This is a genomic window from Verrucomicrobiota bacterium, assembly GCA_037139415.1.
Taxonomy (GTDB): domain Bacteria; phylum Verrucomicrobiota; class Verrucomicrobiia; order Limisphaerales; family Fontisphaeraceae; genus JBAXGN01.
On record JBAXGN010000010.1, the window covers coordinates 1 to 14,547 of the forward strand.

Sequence of the window (14,547 nt, forward strand, 5' to 3'; positions counted from 1 at the left end):
CGAGCGCCCCTCGAGAAATCGGGGGGCGTTTCGTTTTACCCTGGCACCGTCACCAACCGCCCCAGGAATGACCGGACCCGCGTTAGGTATGTTTGACCACCCGGCACCCGTTGACACGTCCAGAGGGCAGGGGATGGCATGGAATAGCCAATAAATGGCCAGCCGGAAAAGTGTTGAAGCGCCTGCAAAAGTGTTGAAGTGGTCAAGTGGAAGTGTTGCAAGGCGCGGCGAAAGTGTTGCAAAAGGCCGGTTTTAACCTTTGAAAGTGTTGCAAAAGTGTTGCATGAAGCCTTTTTTGCTTATGCTGCTTTGTTGGGGGAAAGTGCTGTTTTAGCCCTGTTTTACCGAAGTGTTTTAAAATGGTGCACCCGCCGGGAGTTGAACCCAGAACCTTCTGATCCGTAGTCAGACGCTCTATCCAATTGAGCTACGGATGCACCGCGAAGGCAAAATTTACGTGCGCGCCTCCGTTTTCGCAAGCGTTCTTTTCACCTTTTTTCTATCCCGAGTTTTATCCGTAAGCCCTGAATTTCGATCAGACCTGATCCAGTGCCACTACGCGGAAGACTTCTTCCAGAGAGGTTTGCCCCTTCAAGGCCCGGCGGAGCGCCAATTGCCAGAAGGTGGACATGCCCTGTTGGGTGGCCACTTGTTGCAGTGAGCGTGTTGGCATTTTTTGGAGCACCGCCTCGCGGAAGGTATCATCCACCGCCAGCAGTTCGGCCAGCGCGGTGCGTCCGGCAAATCCAGTGTTCAGGCACGCCTCGCAACCGGGGCCTTTCATGAAATTGGCGTGGGGAATTACTTCCGCCGGCACGTAGCGCAAAAGGGCCGGTTCCGGGTCGTAGGGTAAGGCACAATGGGGGCAATTGGTGCGCAGCAGGCGCAGTCCGACGACCCCGATAATGCTGGAGGCGAGCAGAAACGGTTCCACTTCCATGTTCATCAGGCGGGCGAACACCCCGGAACTGCTGCCACTGTGAATGGTACTGATCACCAAGTGCCCGGTGAGCCCGGCTTGAAGGGCGATGACGGCGGTGTCCACATCACGGATTTCCCCCACCATAATTACTTGGGGGTCCTGGCGGAGGAGGGAGCGCAGCGCCATCGCGTAGGTGAAATCTTTGGCCAGATTGATTTGCGACTGGCTGATCATGGGCAGCCGGAATTCAACAGGGTCCTCCACGGTGCTGATGCTGACGGACGCGCCGGCGCGCTGGACGATATGCATCAGGGCACTATAAATCGTGGTGGTTTTTCCGCAACCCGTGGGGCCGGTGAACAGGATTAACCCGTTGGGACGTCCCAACAGAGTGGCCAGTTTTTCGCGGATATCCTCTTCCAAACCCAAATGGGCCAGATCAAAACTGCGGTTGCGCGGATCAAAAATACGGACGACGATTTTTCCACCCCAAACGTTGGGAAAGATGGAGACCCGCAATTCGGTGCCGCCGTAAAGAGCGTTGGCCTCCACGCGACCTTCCGCCGGGAGATCGTTCTGGTAGGAAATCATGTTGGCCATGACTTTGAAGCGGGCCGTGATGCGGTCTATGAATTCCAACGGGAGGTTCACCAGTTGGGTCAATACGCCGCTGAGCCGCAGGCGGACGGCCACGCACGTTTCCCAAGCTTCAATATGAATGTCGCTGGCCCCGGCAGTGATGCCATCCAGCAACAGGGAATCCACCAGTTTGGGAATCTCGATTTGCGAGTATTCCGTCACGGTCTGCATGTATTCATTGGTCTTGCCCATAGCGAAAATCCTGTCTGATGGGCGCATTCTTTAGCCGAAATTCCGACCTTGGACAATCAGAATCCCGAGAAATTTTTCCGTGTGTACGGGAAAAATTCAGGGGAGGCATTCCACGGAAACGTCTTTGGCCAGGCGGGTCACATCGGCGGGGTGTATCTCCCCGGCCATCCAGGTCAGGGCGTTGGCGGTACCGCAGGCGGCGCCCCAGCGGCAAGCTTCGCCCAAATCGTCGCCGCGCCCGAGCCGCGAGGCGCATCCGGCGGTGAACGCGTCGCCTGAGCCGATCGGATTCACGGCGGTGATTTTTGGCGAGCCAATCTTCCAGAAGTTGCGGCCATCGAAAGCCATGGTCGGCGCACTGCCCGCAGTGATTACCACGCGTTGTGCGCCGAGTTCCGCCACGGTCCGCATGGCTGCGCGCAATTGGTCTTCGGTGTTCAAGGCGTAGCCAACGGTGGCGGCCAATTCCTGGCGGTTCGGTTTGACCAGTCCGGGCCTCGCTTTGAGGGCTTCCATCAGCACCGCGCCTTGGGCATCCACAATGGTCATCGCTCCGATTTGGTCGGCCCAGCGGATGCAGCGCGCGTAGAAATCCACCGGCCCGCCGGGGGTAATGGTGCCGGACATAATCGCCACACGGATGCTCGCATGGCGCTGAATGTTCGTAAATAACTCCTCATACGCGGCGGGTTCGACCGCGCGGCTTTCCTCGACCAACTCCGTATGCATTCCGGTGCTCTCGTCAATCACCGTAATGCATTGCCGGGTGGGCGCAGCGACGTGGACAAACTCCAGGGTGATCCCCAGTGATTCCATTGCGCCACGGACGATTTCACCGCGCGGACCACCGTAGAAGCCCGCCGCCACGGGGTTTTCGCCGAGAACTTGCAGGACTTTCGCGACGTTAATCGCTTTGCCCGCGACTCCATCCAGAGTGGTCACGGCGCGATTGACGGCGTCGAGGGTCAACTTTCGGAAAACCATGACTCGTTGAACGGCGGGGGTGGTGCCAATGGTGAGAAACATACTCCGGATCCAACTTATTTATGCGCCAGTGGTGGTTCGCGTTCTCCGATTGGGTTATTGCAGCCGGGTGAGGAGTGCAAAAATTTCCTTGCCCCAAAACAGCCAGACGGTGGCGGCCATGGCAATATACGGCCCATACGGAATCAGGCTGGACCACCCGCGCTTTTTCATGACCACCAAACCCAGGCTGACGACCGAGCCGATGATCGAACTGAAAAACAGTGAGAACACCGCGCCCTGCCAGCCGAGAAATGCGCCAATCGCGCCCATGAATTTAACATCGCCCAGCCCCATCGCTTCTTGCGGCAGGGAAATCTGGTCGGTGACGACTTCCAGTTGCACCACCTGCTCGGGGTTGAACACTTCCTCGTCAATTTCCAAGCGATCCAGGAACAGCCGGATGCGGACATTCTCGAACTGTTTCTTCCCTTCGGACGCAACTGCGGCAGGGGAGGGTACAATAACGGAATTTTCAACCGAGGCGGATTCCGGCGGATTCACCGGGGCGACGGTCATCGGCGCAACTACGCTGGCGGGAGTTTCGGTCACGCGATTCTCCATGGACACCGGCTCGGGAACGCTTGTTGTGGCGGCCACCGCAGGTTTCTCAGCGGAAACCTCCGCGGCCGAGACACTCTCCCGCTTTTCCACCAGCGTTACTTGCGCGGCTTGCACTTCAATGCAATCGGTTTTGCGGTAGAACACTTCTTCGTAGGGGATTTCCTGATCGGGCAGTTTGACGCTGCTCTCGCCAAAGATGACAGTGGAACCCGCAGGGACTTTGATGCGACGTTTCCCGAACAATAACTTCCCTCCCCGCAGAAAAAGATAAATGACACCCGCGCCCACCACGATGCCGATGGCGCTCTTTTCGAGCGCTTCTTTGGCAGTGGCGACGTGATGCAATGCAGGAACGACCGCTGAGATCACAAACCCAACCGCCATTCCGCCTTTGGTGATGGAATCCGGGATGATGAAATGTTCAAAGTCAATAAAGGTGGCTACCATGAACCCCGCCAGGACCAGGCAATGCACCAGCGCGACGCCCGGATGCTCCCGCCCGAACGCCAGCCACGCGCAGAGGAAAAGGATGCCCGTCAATAACTCTACCAGGAAATACCGGAAGGCAATCGGGGCTCCACAATGGGCGCATTTTCCCCGCAGCCAGAGCCAGGTCGCCAGTGGAATGTTCAGGAACCATGGGATGGAGTATTGGCAATGCGGACAATGCGACGGCGGCGAGATAATGCTTTCCTCGCGCGGCAGCCGGTGGATGCAGACATTGAGAAAACTGCCCACGATGGTCCCGAAGATAAACAGCACCGCCGTCCAGAAATGGAACGGCACCTCCGACCAGGTTGAAAAATCCAGCATGATGAGTTTAACCGTAAATGTTTTTTAACAGCGCCTGTCGCATGGCGGCTTCCGGAGCCGGTTTGCCAGTCCAAATTTCCAGCGCCTTGGCTCCTTGGTAGAGCAGCATCCCAATCCCGTTGGTGACGCGGCATCCGGCGGCGCGGGCGGCTTTTAGCAGGGACGTCTCTGCCGGGCGATAGATCATATCAAACACCGACCCGGCGCGGGTCAGCGCAAATTGTGCGGCATCCCAGGGCAGGGGATCCTCCGCCTTTAATCCCAGCGACGTGGCATTGACCAGAAAGTCCACCGTTTGCGTCGGATAGCCGAGGTGCGCCGCTACCGTGGGATAGCGCTGCCGGATTTCTTCGGCAATCTGGGCTGCCTTGCTGGCGGTGCGGTTCACCAGGAACAATTCCTTGACGCCATCGGCGGCCAGTTTGAGCGCCGCCGCGCGCCCGGCCCCGCCCGCCCCCAATAATAACACACGCGCACCGGAGGGTTCCACACCGAGATCGCTGCGCAACGTCCGTGTGATGGCGTCCGCGTCCGTATTGAAACCGTGGGCGCGAATATCCTCGGGAATATCGCCGGGGAAATCGCCGAGGGAACGCCAGACGCCGTCGGTGTCGCGCGCCTCGAAGCGAATCGTGTTCACCGCGCCCCAAGTCTTGGCCGAAATATCCAACACCTCTACCATATCCATGGCCAGCAATTTATGCGGGACGGTGAGATTCAACCCGATGAACTTCATCGCGCGCGCCCCGTTGATGGCGGTACGCAAATGGTCCGGGTGTACGGCGAACGCAAGGTAGCGCCAGTTCAAATTCAGTTGGGTGATCCCGGCATTCTGCATGGCGGGCGACGCCGAGTGACGCACCGGGTGCCCATAGACTGCGCAATAACGCGTCGTGGCGCCCAACGGGGTTGCAAATACGTCGTTCATGGCGGCAGTTTACGCTGTCCCCAACAGAGTTTAAAGCCGAAATATTTTCAACGCGCATTTCCGCAGGGCTGCCTCAAGCTCGGTTTAGTTCAAGCTGGAAACGGCGGTTCAGGTATTCCCATGGCCGCGGAATTACCCGCATGAAAGTGAAGCGATTAAGCTGATTCCCTCAGCCGGATAATGAAAATCCTCTCCCCGAGGGAGAGGAAACAGGTGAGGGGGTACGGAACCACAGACCTTGCCCACCTCGTATTTTTCGTAACGCACCAACGCGCTTGAGGCAGCCCTGGCATTTCCGCGCCTTGCTTCCGTCCCAGCTAACCGGTACCGTCCCCCAATGAATTTGATGTCCGTGAATCTGGGGGAATATCTGGTCAAGGGGAGCGCCTGGTGCAGTGCGTTCCTCATGCTCGCCGCGTTTCTGGCCGCCCGGCGCGAGCGTCCCACCCGCAATTTGTGGACGGCGGCCTGCGCAGTGTACCTCCTGCACTTTTGCCTGGGTTTTGGCGGGTATCATAACTGGAGTCACGCCGCCGCCGCCAGCTATACGGCCATGCTCACCTACGATGTCATTCACGTTCGCACCAGCGCGGTTCTATGGGGCAACTACCTTTTCACCCTCGTTTGGGTGGCGGATGTGCTCTGGTGGTGGCTTTGGCCAATGGCGCGTCAGCAACGTCCCCGCTGGGTCGCACTAATAATATATGGCTTCCTGGCGACAATCATGTTCTGCGGCACTTTCATCTTCACGTCCAACCCTCTTCGCTGGGTGATCCTTGGAGGGGTGATTGCCGTGAGCAGCGTTCGGTGCCGCAATCGCGCCATGAATAATACGCCCGAGCCGCCGCTGCCAGCTTGAACCAAACCAAGCTGGATGCAGTTCTCTGAGTTTTAATTTTTAAAAATTAAACCAAAACAGTACAAAACATTAACAGAACATATACAAAAGTAAACATAACGGACCGCGCGGGAAACGCGAAACCGGGCAGCACGGCATACTGGGGGGCCAAGTTTTCCGCCATCCGGGCCGGCCTTGCGGGTGAATGCAAGAATCATGGTGGTGGGTGGGTAATTCCCGCCCGGTGGCGGTCAAGGTCGGCACCAAATCGCCGGTCCATGGCCACACGGCTGCAAAGCGCCTGAATGGGAATGGGCTTCGTATTTATGCAACTACCTTCGGGTGAGTCGCTTGCAAATCTATTCATGGGCGATCCCGCAAGGTCGTTCATACTGCCGACAATTCAGTAGCAAAAGCCGTGCCATCTTTCAGTTTATATGTGTGTTATTCTTAAATAATTTCCTTTGAAAAGATTACAGAGACATGCAATATTGCTCACGTGTTACGGATAATAGTTGGAACAAAATTAGAAAGTTATGAAGAATATGCAAAGTTTACTAAAAAATGCGGCCATGTCCTTGGTGGTGGGATGTGGGTTAAATTTGGCGACTGACGCTCGGGCGGATGTGGTTCTTCCCGCGATGGCGGATAACGAGTGGGTTGCTTATAACAGTCTTAATGCGCCTGTTACCCCAAATGGCACCTATTATGCAGAAAGGGGTGAAGGAGTGTCAACCTCGGGTGGCAGACGGGGACTTGCACAACAATTTTTGGTTACTTCTGCTCAAGGGGCGTACATTTCAGCGATCTCGCTGATGATGCTTGATAATGGTGGTAATAGTAGTAGTACCGTTGATGTGGGTATTTATAACGATAGTGGTAATAAGCCGGGTACCCTGATAGGGAATTTTACCGGACAAGTTCCAGGTTCTCTTAATGATAATTCTTTTCAGTTGACTACTTTTAAAAACGCAGATAGCCTTCATACCATCCATACTGGTGCGGGCGCATACTGGGTGGTTATTAAACCTACAATTGACAATGTCGATGCTTTTAGTTCGATTAGAGTACAAGATAACTTAAGTACTACTAATACTTATCTTCATAGCGGTTTTGGGTATTCAACTAGGGAAATGGTGTTAAATACTTCAGGCGGTTGGAGTTCTACAACTGGGACGCACCCCCTCATGATGGAAATCACTGCGGTGCCCGAGGCCAGTCAGTGGGCAATGATGGGGATCACTGTGATGGGCGCGGGCGGATTTTATCTGCGCCGTCGTCAGGCTGGCCAATTGCCGGTTCAAGTCTGAGGTATTCTCGGCCAATGGGTCACACAAAAATTTAATATTATCACAGCCGGATCCTAATGGGTCCGGCTTTTTTTTGGCAATTACCGCTAACATTTTTGAGCCCGTACGCCTTGTTTCTTCGATGCGTGCGAACACGGTTCCGAAATACTGGTGAACTGCGCTACCGTTTTGTTAATGACGTCCCAAACCAATATTGCCATAACGCAGCCGGTTTCAACCGGCGGATTTATGCCGCCAGGGGCCGGGCTGACCCGCAACCAATTATTGCTGATGGTGGCTGGCTTTGGGCCGGTGCTGGTCTTATTTTTCCTTAATCTGTGGGGGCGGCCTCATTATCAGTTTTTTCCCTTGGCCTTGGCGGGGGCGGGTTTCTTGGCGTGGACGCGCAGCCAAGCGATGCCGCAACCGCTAGCTCCGGGCAACCCTTGGATCATTGCCCTGGTGCTCGGCACCTCCGGGTTGCTCTTGGGGACCGCCGGAATGCTTTGGACGCCGTGGCTGGGGAGTATCGCCGCGTTCCTCATGTTGGCCGGGGTGATTTGGTGGCTGGGGGGGGGCTGCCGGGCTCCGTGCCTACCTGCCCGCGCTTCTGCTGACGCTGACGATCATCCCCCCGCCCCTCAAGCTCGATACTGAACTGACCATGCATTTGCGGTCATTGGCGGTGATATGCAGCGGGCGGTTGCTGGATTTGCTGGGGGTGGTGCAGCATACCGGTGGAAACGTGATTGAAGTGCCGGGTCATCGGCTGTTGGTGGAGGAGGCTTGCAGTGGCATCAATTCCGTGTTGTTCATGCTGGCGACCTGTCTATTTTATACGCTTTGGAAACGCCGGAGGCCGGTGCGCATTCTGGTCTGCCTGACTCTCACTGTGGGATTTGTCGTCATGGGTAATATTTTTCGGATTACGGTGGGCGGATGGTTGCAGTACAAATTCCATGTGGATTTGCTCACCGGCTGGCCGCATGAGGTTTTAGGTCTGGTGTTGGTGGTTACCTACCTGGGCTTGATCTTCAGTCTGGACCGCCTTTTGACATTTCTGTTGCTCCCGGCCACCGCGTCGGTAAAGCCAGTCATAGCGCCAACGCCGCCCGTGCCAAAGGCCACCGTCCGCATCGCGCCCCGGTGGGGTCAGGTGGCTGCCGTGTCGTTTCTGGTGGTGGGTTTGGCGGGGGCGGCGGTCGGATGGAAGCGGCATCAAGGCGCGTTGAGCCTGACTGCCAAAAGCGCGCTGCGCGCCGGTGCCGCCTTTACGATGCCGGAAAAGTTGCTGGAATGGCAGCGGCTCAGCCGCGATGTGGCCACCGGCCATACGATCGAGACTACCGGGATTTCGTCGCATCAGTGGCAATTCCAGAAAGGAAACTTGCAAGTGACGCTGGGCTTGGATTATCCGTTCTCGGGCTGCCATGACGTTGGGGTCTGCTACATTAAAAGCGGGTGGAAATTTTCCCAACAGCGGCAGCGGGACGCCATGGGCACAGACAAGCTGCCGATCGTGGAGGTGCAAATGACCAAGGACGGAGTTCAGCACGGCTATTTGCTGCATGGCACGGTGGATGAACAAGGTCACTGGCTGCAGTTGCCCGGTTTTGGGGATGGCAATTTGAAATCCCGCTTTGCCACGGTCAAAGGGACCGAACCAACGACCTACCGCGTGCAGTTGCTGGCCGTGCGCTACGTGGCGCTGAGTCCCGAGGAACGCCAGCAGGTCGAGGCATTCTACGAGGCGGCGCGGCGGGTTATGTGGCAACAACTGGCGAGTCAACTGCAACCCTGATCATGACTATCCATCGTTTTCTGTATCGGGTAAAGAAATGGGCCCAGAGCTGGTACGAAACCTTGGTGCCCCAAGTTGATTTGCCCGGGCCGTCCTTCTTTCGTCGTTTTCTGTATCGGGCAAAAAAATGGGTCTGGCGCGGGCACGAAACTTTGGTGCCGCAAATTAATTTGCCCGGGGCATCCTTCTTTCGCCGATTGCGGATGCGGGTGGTGATGGGGGTGAAGTATTTTTTTTCGCTGGAGCTGCCGGATTTTACGGGCACGATTGGCATGCCGGTGGTCCGCTGGTTCAAGACCCGGCCCTACGCAATCCTATGGAGTGTGCTGCCGGCCGCGCTGAGCGGTTTGCTGCTGCTGGTTACCGGTGGCATTTGCCTCCAAGTTTGGAGCCCATGGGAAACACGGGTGGAATATCAGGCCATCGTGGAGCAGGCGTTGAGCAACAAAGAGTTTGAACGCGCCCGGGTGGCCAGCCAGCGTCTGGCCAGCCTGGGCACGGTGAAAGATCCCTATCTGTATTACCTGGCGCTCAGCTTGGAAGGCTTGGGGCGGCGGCAGGAGGCGGCGGACGTCATTGGCCTGCTCGCCCCGCTGTCGCACCCGGTGCTAGGACTCGCGCATCTGCGGGTGGCCCGGGAAATGCTGCAGCAGACCAACATTTCCCCGCAGGTACTTGACAAGGCGATTACCCATCTCCAGCATGCGCTCAGCCTCGATCCGGACTCCCTGGAGGCCAATAATATGCTGGGCAGCATTTATTTGCAGTCCGACCGCTGGGATCTCGCGAAAGGTCACTTGGCAAACGCCGCGGAGAACAGTCCTTTTGCCGCAGTAAAGTACGCCGCCATATTGTTGGACAAAGGCGAAACGGAGACGGCAAAAAGTTGCGCGGTCGGCGCCACCAGACTGTTTGCGAAGAAATTCTCCCAAGAGAAAAGTTTTGACGTCCAACGGGCTTGGGCCATGGCCATGGCGCTGACCGGAGATTTTGAGGGGGCTTTGACCCGTATGCAGTTGGCGATGAACCGCTCTGAGGATGCCACGTATGCCTTGGCAATGGGCGACATCTATTTGCTTTGGACCCAAGCGGTGACACGCTCCCGCCCGGATGACTTTCCGACGGTGATTGACCTGCTGCAAAAAGGCCTCCGTTTTGCGCCTAATAATTCCGGATTATTGAACGTGCTGGTGAAACTCAGCCTGCGGGACGATGTGAAAATCGAGGCGGCCCGCGGCCTGTTGAATAAAATGCTGGCCCAGGGGCGTTCCCCGGACATCCTGCATTTCCTGATCGGCAGCGCGGCGTGGGAAAAGGGCGATGTCGCCTTGTCCAAGGAGCATTTTCAACTGGCGTATCAAGTCTCGTCCAGCTCGGCTTGGGTGGCCAACAACGTGGCTTTCCTGCTGGCCATGGGGGAAAATCCCGATTTGCCGCGGGCGCTTGCCATCATTAACCCGCTGGTGGAAAAATACCCCAACAACTTCCATTTCCGCGACACCCGCGGTCACGTCCAGATAAAAATGGGCCGTTGGCGCGAAGGCATTGCCGACTTGGAAATCACGTTGCCTAAACTGGACAACCCACGGCCATCACACACCGCCCTAGCCCAAGCCTATCGGGCCTTGGGCATGGGTGATTTGGCAAGCGAGCACGAACGGTTGGCACATCCGGTTGGCACGGGCGCAAAAGACGTGGTAACCGGCAAAAACTGATTATTCAACCAACGGGGCGTGTGGTTAAAAAGATCGAGCCACGCGGGCCGGAGGCCCGCGCTCCATCCATTGCTCAGGCTCGGTGGTTCGCGCCGCATGGGCGTCAGCCATAATTGTCTCTCCCCCCTGCCGAATTCCCGCTTGCACCAGCCACGGGAGTGTTCTAGCTTATCAGCCGGATATTTACCGTTTATCATTAACATGAGCCGCAATAAAAGAATGGATCAGGGCACGCCGTTTTCCGCCACCGCTGCGGGGAAAAAGGTGGAGACGCATTTTTTCAACCTGGACGAGCAGGGTGGGCCGATGACCCTCCTTTCCGGTGAACGCTTGGAAGGTGCCGTCCTCGCTTACGAGACCTATGGCACGCTCAACGCCACAGCTACCAACGCCGTCCTCGTGTTCCATGCCCTCAGCGGTAGCCAGCACGCCGCCGGTTTCAACCCTGCCGTCCCCGGTGTCGGCGCGTTGTGGACCGATGAATGTCAGGCCGGTTGGTGGGATGGTTTTATTGGGCCTGGTTGCGCGGTGGATACCGATCACTTCTTTGTCATCTGCTGCAACTACATTGGCGGCTGCTACGGCTCCTCCGGGCCGCTCTCCCTCAACCCCCGCACCGGCAAACCGTACCTCTCCACCTTCCCGCGCGTCACCCTCTCCGACATTGTCAATTCCCAGATGCGCCTGGTGGATCATTTCGGCATCGGCCAACTCCACGCCGTGATGGGCGCTTCCCTCGGCGGGATGCTTTCCCTCTGCCTGGCCACCCGGTATCCGGACCGCGTCCGCGCCGTCATCCCGTGCGCCACTGGACTCCTCGTGCCGGTCCTCTCACGCATCCATAACTTTGAACAAATCTATGCCATCGAATCCGATCCCCTCTTCAAGGGGGGCGATTACGATCTCAAGAACCCGCCGCGCCGGGGCTTGGCCGCCGCCCGCATGATTGGGCATAAATCCTTCGTCTCGCTGGACGCCATGGCTGAACGCGCACGCCGGGAGATTGTTCGCCGCAACGATGACCTCGCGTGGTATCACCTCAGCAGCCCGATTGAGAGCTACATGCTGCATCAGGGCGCCAAATTTGTGAAACGTTTCGATGCCAACAGCTACCTCCGCATCCTGGACGCTTGGAACCGCTTTGACGTTGTGCGCGAAGCCGTCGCCGAGGACATCGTTTCCGTCTTTGAACGCTGCAAGAACCAGAAATACCTCGTCTTCACCATTGATACCGACGTCTGCTACTGGCCGGAAGAACAGGAGCACCTCGTCAAATCCCTGGAAAAAGCCGGCATCGAAGCCACCTGGATCACCGTTCACTCCGATAAAGGTCACGACTCTTTCCTCCTGGAGCCGCACCTCTACCGCCCATTCCTGCGCGCCGCCCTGATGGATTGACGTCACATGAGTGATGCCTTGGACATTCGCGGCATTTTGGATGCCTGGCCGTATGATCCTGAAAACGACGCACGGTTTGCGCGCGGCACAGATGGGCGTGAGATATTGCAGGTGCGATTGCCGTTGGGGATCGAGCAGTACGAATTATCCGGGCGTCCGGATGGCCGGGTGATAGCGGACTGCGAATCCTGGTTTGATTTTCAACAACAGCGGCAGAGCCAGGCCGAGGCGGCGCACTCCGGGATTCGCTTTGGGCTGAAGGTCAACGAATGCGCGGAACTGTTCGCCGAGGGGCAGTTGTATTACTTGCGCTATTTGCGGCTGTTTCAGATGCGCGATTGGCGGCGCACACTGCGCGATACCAACCGCAACCTGCGCCTCTTCGATTTTGTGCATCGCTTCGCCCAGCGGGAGCAGGACCGCTTTTACCTGGAGCAATGGCGCCCGTACATCATGCGCCTTAACACCACCGCCGCCGCCATGATCGAATGGGAGGCGTTGCGGCACGAGGCGGCGCTGGAACTGGTGCGCCAATGCGTGGAGAAAATCGCCGCGCTGCCCGAGTTGGACCTGGATACCTTCAAGTTTGAACAAGAACGGTCGGTGACGGCGCTGCGCGAACTGGCCCGGCAGATCAAATCCACCCGCCCCATCTCCGAGATGGAACGCCTGGAAATCGCGCTGAAAGAGGCGGTCGCCAAACAAGCCTTCGAGCAGGCCGCCGTCCTGCGTGACCAACTCCGGGCCTTGCGAACCAAACCGGAGGATTCATCCCCAATGTCCGGGTGAACGCCGCCAAGGTCGCGGTTATGTTTGACTCTCAAGGCCTCCTTTCTTACCTTCCCCGCCATGGCAAGTCCGCTTGGATATGAAGCGTTTGAGAACGGCCACAGTGTGGGGACGGGGCGGTTTGTTTTGATCCGGTCCTTGGGAGTGGGCGGCATGGGGCAGGTCTGGCTGGCCCAGGATGCGGAGTTGAACAAAAAGGGCTCCTCGCTATTTTGAATGGAATAGGGGTCCAGCTAAATCCGAAATCCGAGGGCCGAAAACCGAAAGAATTCCGAAGCCGGAATCCGATGGCTGGCACGCGGTTGGTGGCCGGTTCGCTTTTCACGTTGAAACGCGGCGTTTTTCCAGCCCGGCGACGGCCACAGGCGTCGGTGGCTCCCCTCGTGGATGGGGCGTGTTTTCGGATCTCGGATTTCGGATTTCTTTCGGCATTCGGATTTCGGGCTTCGGGATTCCACTGAGTATTCCACCGAAAATAGCGGGGAACCGACGATTCGGGCGGCAAATCATGGCCGTGAGGCGGTTTGGCGTCGCGGCAGTTTCCATCGGCAAGTAAACTCCTGACTCCATACTTCTATTTTCTCCGGTTTTATTCATTGTTCGCGTTGGTTGACGTCCATGCGCGGGCCGCGCTCCACGGGCTCCCCTTTGCGGCATTCTAACTCCAAATTCCTGGCTCCTATCTTCTGATACTATTATTTTGCCATGTCGGTTCATGGGCGGCATTGGCCGTGCCGGGGTGATTTTGGCGGTGTGTGCAGTCTTGACAGCGTCCACGATTGGATAATACTGGGCTCGTAGTCCATAACATAAACAAATATCTATGCATAAACGATTGATCGCGATTGCGGCGGTGGCGCTAACCTCTTTCACCCTGTCCGTTTCGGCGGCGGAAGCGGCCAAGCCGAAGAAAATTAACGTGCTGATCCTGACCGGGGATGATGTGTCGGTACACCCGTGGCGGGAAGTGTCCCAAGGCACGCGTGATTTGTTGCAGGCCTCGGGCAAGTTCGAGGTGAAAATCTGCGAGGACACCGGCATCCTGGAATCCACCACGGCCTTGAAACGCTACGACGTGGTTTATATGGCGATGTACAACGCCAAAACGCCGACGTTGAGCGACAGCGCCAAACAAAACTTGATCGAGTACATCAAGGGGGGCAAAGGTTTCGTGCTGAGCCATCTCTCCAGCGGTTCGTTCAAGGAATGGGATGAGTTTCGGAAGTTGAGCGGGCGTTATTGGGTGTTCGGCAAGGGGAATTCCGGGCACGGCCCGCGCAGTGTGTTCAAGGTCAAGATCGCGAACGCGAACCATCCGATCACGCAGGGCGTGCAGGATTTTGAAACGGATGACGAACTCTATGCGCGGATGCAAGGGGACGCGCCGATCACGGTGCTGGCGACGGCTGATTCGGATTGGAGCAAACAAACGGAGCCGCTGGCGTTCACGGTGGAGTACGGGGCCGGGCGGGTCTTCCATCATACATTTGGGCATGACGGCAAAGCCCTGGCGAATTCCAACCTGCAGAAGTTGTTGCAGAACGGCACGCAATGGGCCGCCACCGGAAAGGTGGAATAACACCGTCGCCGATGGCCGGCGCGGAGCCGGAGGGCAGTGGTGGCGCGGATTGCGCAG

13 protein-coding genes and 1 tRNA gene are annotated in these 14,547 nt (G+C 57.3%); 9 read left to right on the forward strand and 5 right to left on the reverse strand.

The window, feature by feature from the left end; genetic code table 11:
* Positions 1–360: 360 nt before the first annotated feature.
* From WCO56_02975 to WCO56_02995, 5 genes are all read right to left on the reverse strand, one after another.
* Positions 361–437 (reverse strand) — tRNA-Arg (locus tag WCO56_02975).
* Positions 438–535: 98 nt separating this feature from the next.
* Entirely contained in the window at positions 536–1,753 is a 1,218-nt protein-coding gene (locus WCO56_02980; protein ID MEI7728501.1) for a GspE/PulE family protein, read from the reverse strand.
* Between the two features lie 96 nt (positions 1,754–1,849).
* Entirely contained in the window at positions 1,850–2,779 is a 930-nt protein-coding gene (locus WCO56_02985) for a hexose kinase (GenBank protein ID MEI7728502.1), read from the reverse strand.
* 54 nt (positions 2,780–2,833) lie between these two features.
* Complete coding sequence (locus tag WCO56_02990; GenBank protein MEI7728503.1) at positions 2,834–4,153, reverse strand: prepilin peptidase; 1,320 nt, start codon at positions 4,151–4,153, stop codon at positions 2,834–2,836.
* A 7-nt stretch (positions 4,154–4,160) separates the two neighbouring features.
* Positions 4,161–5,081, reverse strand: a complete 921-nt coding sequence (locus WCO56_02995; protein MEI7728504.1) for a shikimate dehydrogenase — start codon at positions 5,079–5,081, stop codon at positions 4,161–4,163.
* 337 nt (positions 5,082–5,418) lie between these two features.
* Between WCO56_02995 and WCO56_03000 the strand changes: the two genes are divergently transcribed.
* The 9 genes from WCO56_03000 to WCO56_03040 all read left to right on the forward strand — a co-directional run bounded on the left by WCO56_03000 (position 5,419) and on the right by WCO56_03040 (position 14,490).
* Positions 5,419–5,940, forward strand: coding sequence for a hypothetical protein (locus WCO56_03000; protein MEI7728505.1), 522 nt, complete (start codon positions 5,419–5,421; stop codon positions 5,938–5,940).
* A gap of 515 nt (positions 5,941–6,455) precedes the next feature.
* A complete protein-coding gene (locus WCO56_03005) occupies positions 6,456–7,229 on the forward strand; it encodes a choice-of-anchor R domain-containing protein (protein ID MEI7728506.1) in 774 nt (257 codons plus the stop codon).
* A 228-nt stretch (positions 7,230–7,457) separates the two neighbouring features.
* The gene (locus WCO56_03010; GenBank protein MEI7728507.1) at positions 7,458–7,865 is read left to right on the forward strand and encodes a hypothetical protein; all 408 of its coding nucleotides are present in this window, start codon (positions 7,458–7,460) and stop codon (positions 7,863–7,865) included.
* Positions 7,837–9,009, forward strand: a complete 1,173-nt coding sequence (gene xrtU / locus WCO56_03015; GenBank protein MEI7728508.1) for an exosortase U — start codon at positions 7,837–7,839, stop codon at positions 9,007–9,009. The genes WCO56_03010 and xrtU overlap by 29 nt, the downstream gene beginning before the upstream one ends.
* A gap of 2 nt (positions 9,010–9,011) precedes the next feature.
* The gene (locus tag WCO56_03020; protein ID MEI7728509.1) at positions 9,012–10,724 is read left to right on the forward strand and encodes a tetratricopeptide repeat protein; all 1,713 of its coding nucleotides are present in this window, start codon (positions 9,012–9,014) and stop codon (positions 10,722–10,724) included.
* Between the two features lie 201 nt (positions 10,725–10,925).
* A complete protein-coding gene (locus WCO56_03025; protein MEI7728510.1) occupies positions 10,926–12,122 on the forward strand; it encodes a homoserine O-acetyltransferase in 1,197 nt (398 codons plus the stop codon).
* A 6-nt stretch (positions 12,123–12,128) separates the two neighbouring features.
* Positions 12,129–12,911, forward strand: coding sequence for a UvrB/UvrC motif-containing protein (locus WCO56_03030; protein MEI7728511.1), 783 nt, complete (start codon positions 12,129–12,131; stop codon positions 12,909–12,911).
* 60 nt (positions 12,912–12,971) lie between these two features.
* Positions 12,972–13,127 (forward strand): hypothetical protein, encoded by a 156-nt coding sequence (locus WCO56_03035; protein MEI7728512.1) that lies wholly within the window; start codon positions 12,972–12,974, stop codon positions 13,125–13,127.
* A gap of 607 nt (positions 13,128–13,734) precedes the next feature.
* The gene (locus WCO56_03040) at positions 13,735–14,490 is read left to right on the forward strand and encodes a ThuA domain-containing protein (protein MEI7728513.1); all 756 of its coding nucleotides are present in this window, start codon (positions 13,735–13,737) and stop codon (positions 14,488–14,490) included.
* Positions 14,491–14,547: the final 57 nt, after the last annotated feature.

Excerpts from the sequence above, each read along its gene's own strand:
- WCO56_03000 (MEI7728505.1), top strand. The coding sequence starts at position 5,419 with ATGAATTTGATGTCCGTGAATCTGGGGGAATATCTGGTCAAGGGGAGC.
- WCO56_02985 (MEI7728502.1), bottom strand. The coding sequence starts at position 2,779 with ATGTTTCTCACCATTGGCACCACCCCCGCCGTTCAACGAGTCATGGTT.
- WCO56_03025 (MEI7728510.1), top strand. The coding sequence starts at position 10,926 with ATGAGCCGCAATAAAAGAATGGATCAGGGCACGCCGTTTTCCGCCACC.
- WCO56_03010 (MEI7728507.1), top strand. The coding sequence starts at position 7,458 with ATGCCGCCAGGGGCCGGGCTGACCCGCAACCAATTATTGCTGATGGTG.
- WCO56_03020 (MEI7728509.1), top strand. The coding sequence starts at position 9,012 with ATGACTATCCATCGTTTTCTGTATCGGGTAAAGAAATGGGCCCAGAGC.
- WCO56_03040 (MEI7728513.1), top strand. The coding sequence starts at position 13,735 with ATGCATAAACGATTGATCGCGATTGCGGCGGTGGCGCTAACCTCTTTC.
- WCO56_02980 (MEI7728501.1), bottom strand. The coding sequence starts at position 1,753 with ATGGGCAAGACCAATGAATACATGCAGACCGTGACGGAATACTCGCAA.
- WCO56_03030 (MEI7728511.1), top strand. The coding sequence starts at position 12,129 with ATGAGTGATGCCTTGGACATTCGCGGCATTTTGGATGCCTGGCCGTAT.
- WCO56_02995 (MEI7728504.1), bottom strand. The coding sequence starts at position 5,081 with ATGAACGACGTATTTGCAACCCCGTTGGGCGCCACGACGCGTTATTGC.
- WCO56_02990 (MEI7728503.1), bottom strand. The coding sequence starts at position 4,153 with ATGCTGGATTTTTCAACCTGGTCGGAGGTGCCGTTCCATTTCTGGACG.
- WCO56_03005 (MEI7728506.1), top strand. The coding sequence starts at position 6,456 with ATGAAGAATATGCAAAGTTTACTAAAAAATGCGGCCATGTCCTTGGTG.
- WCO56_03035 (MEI7728512.1), top strand. The coding sequence starts at position 12,972 with ATGGCAAGTCCGCTTGGATATGAAGCGTTTGAGAACGGCCACAGTGTG.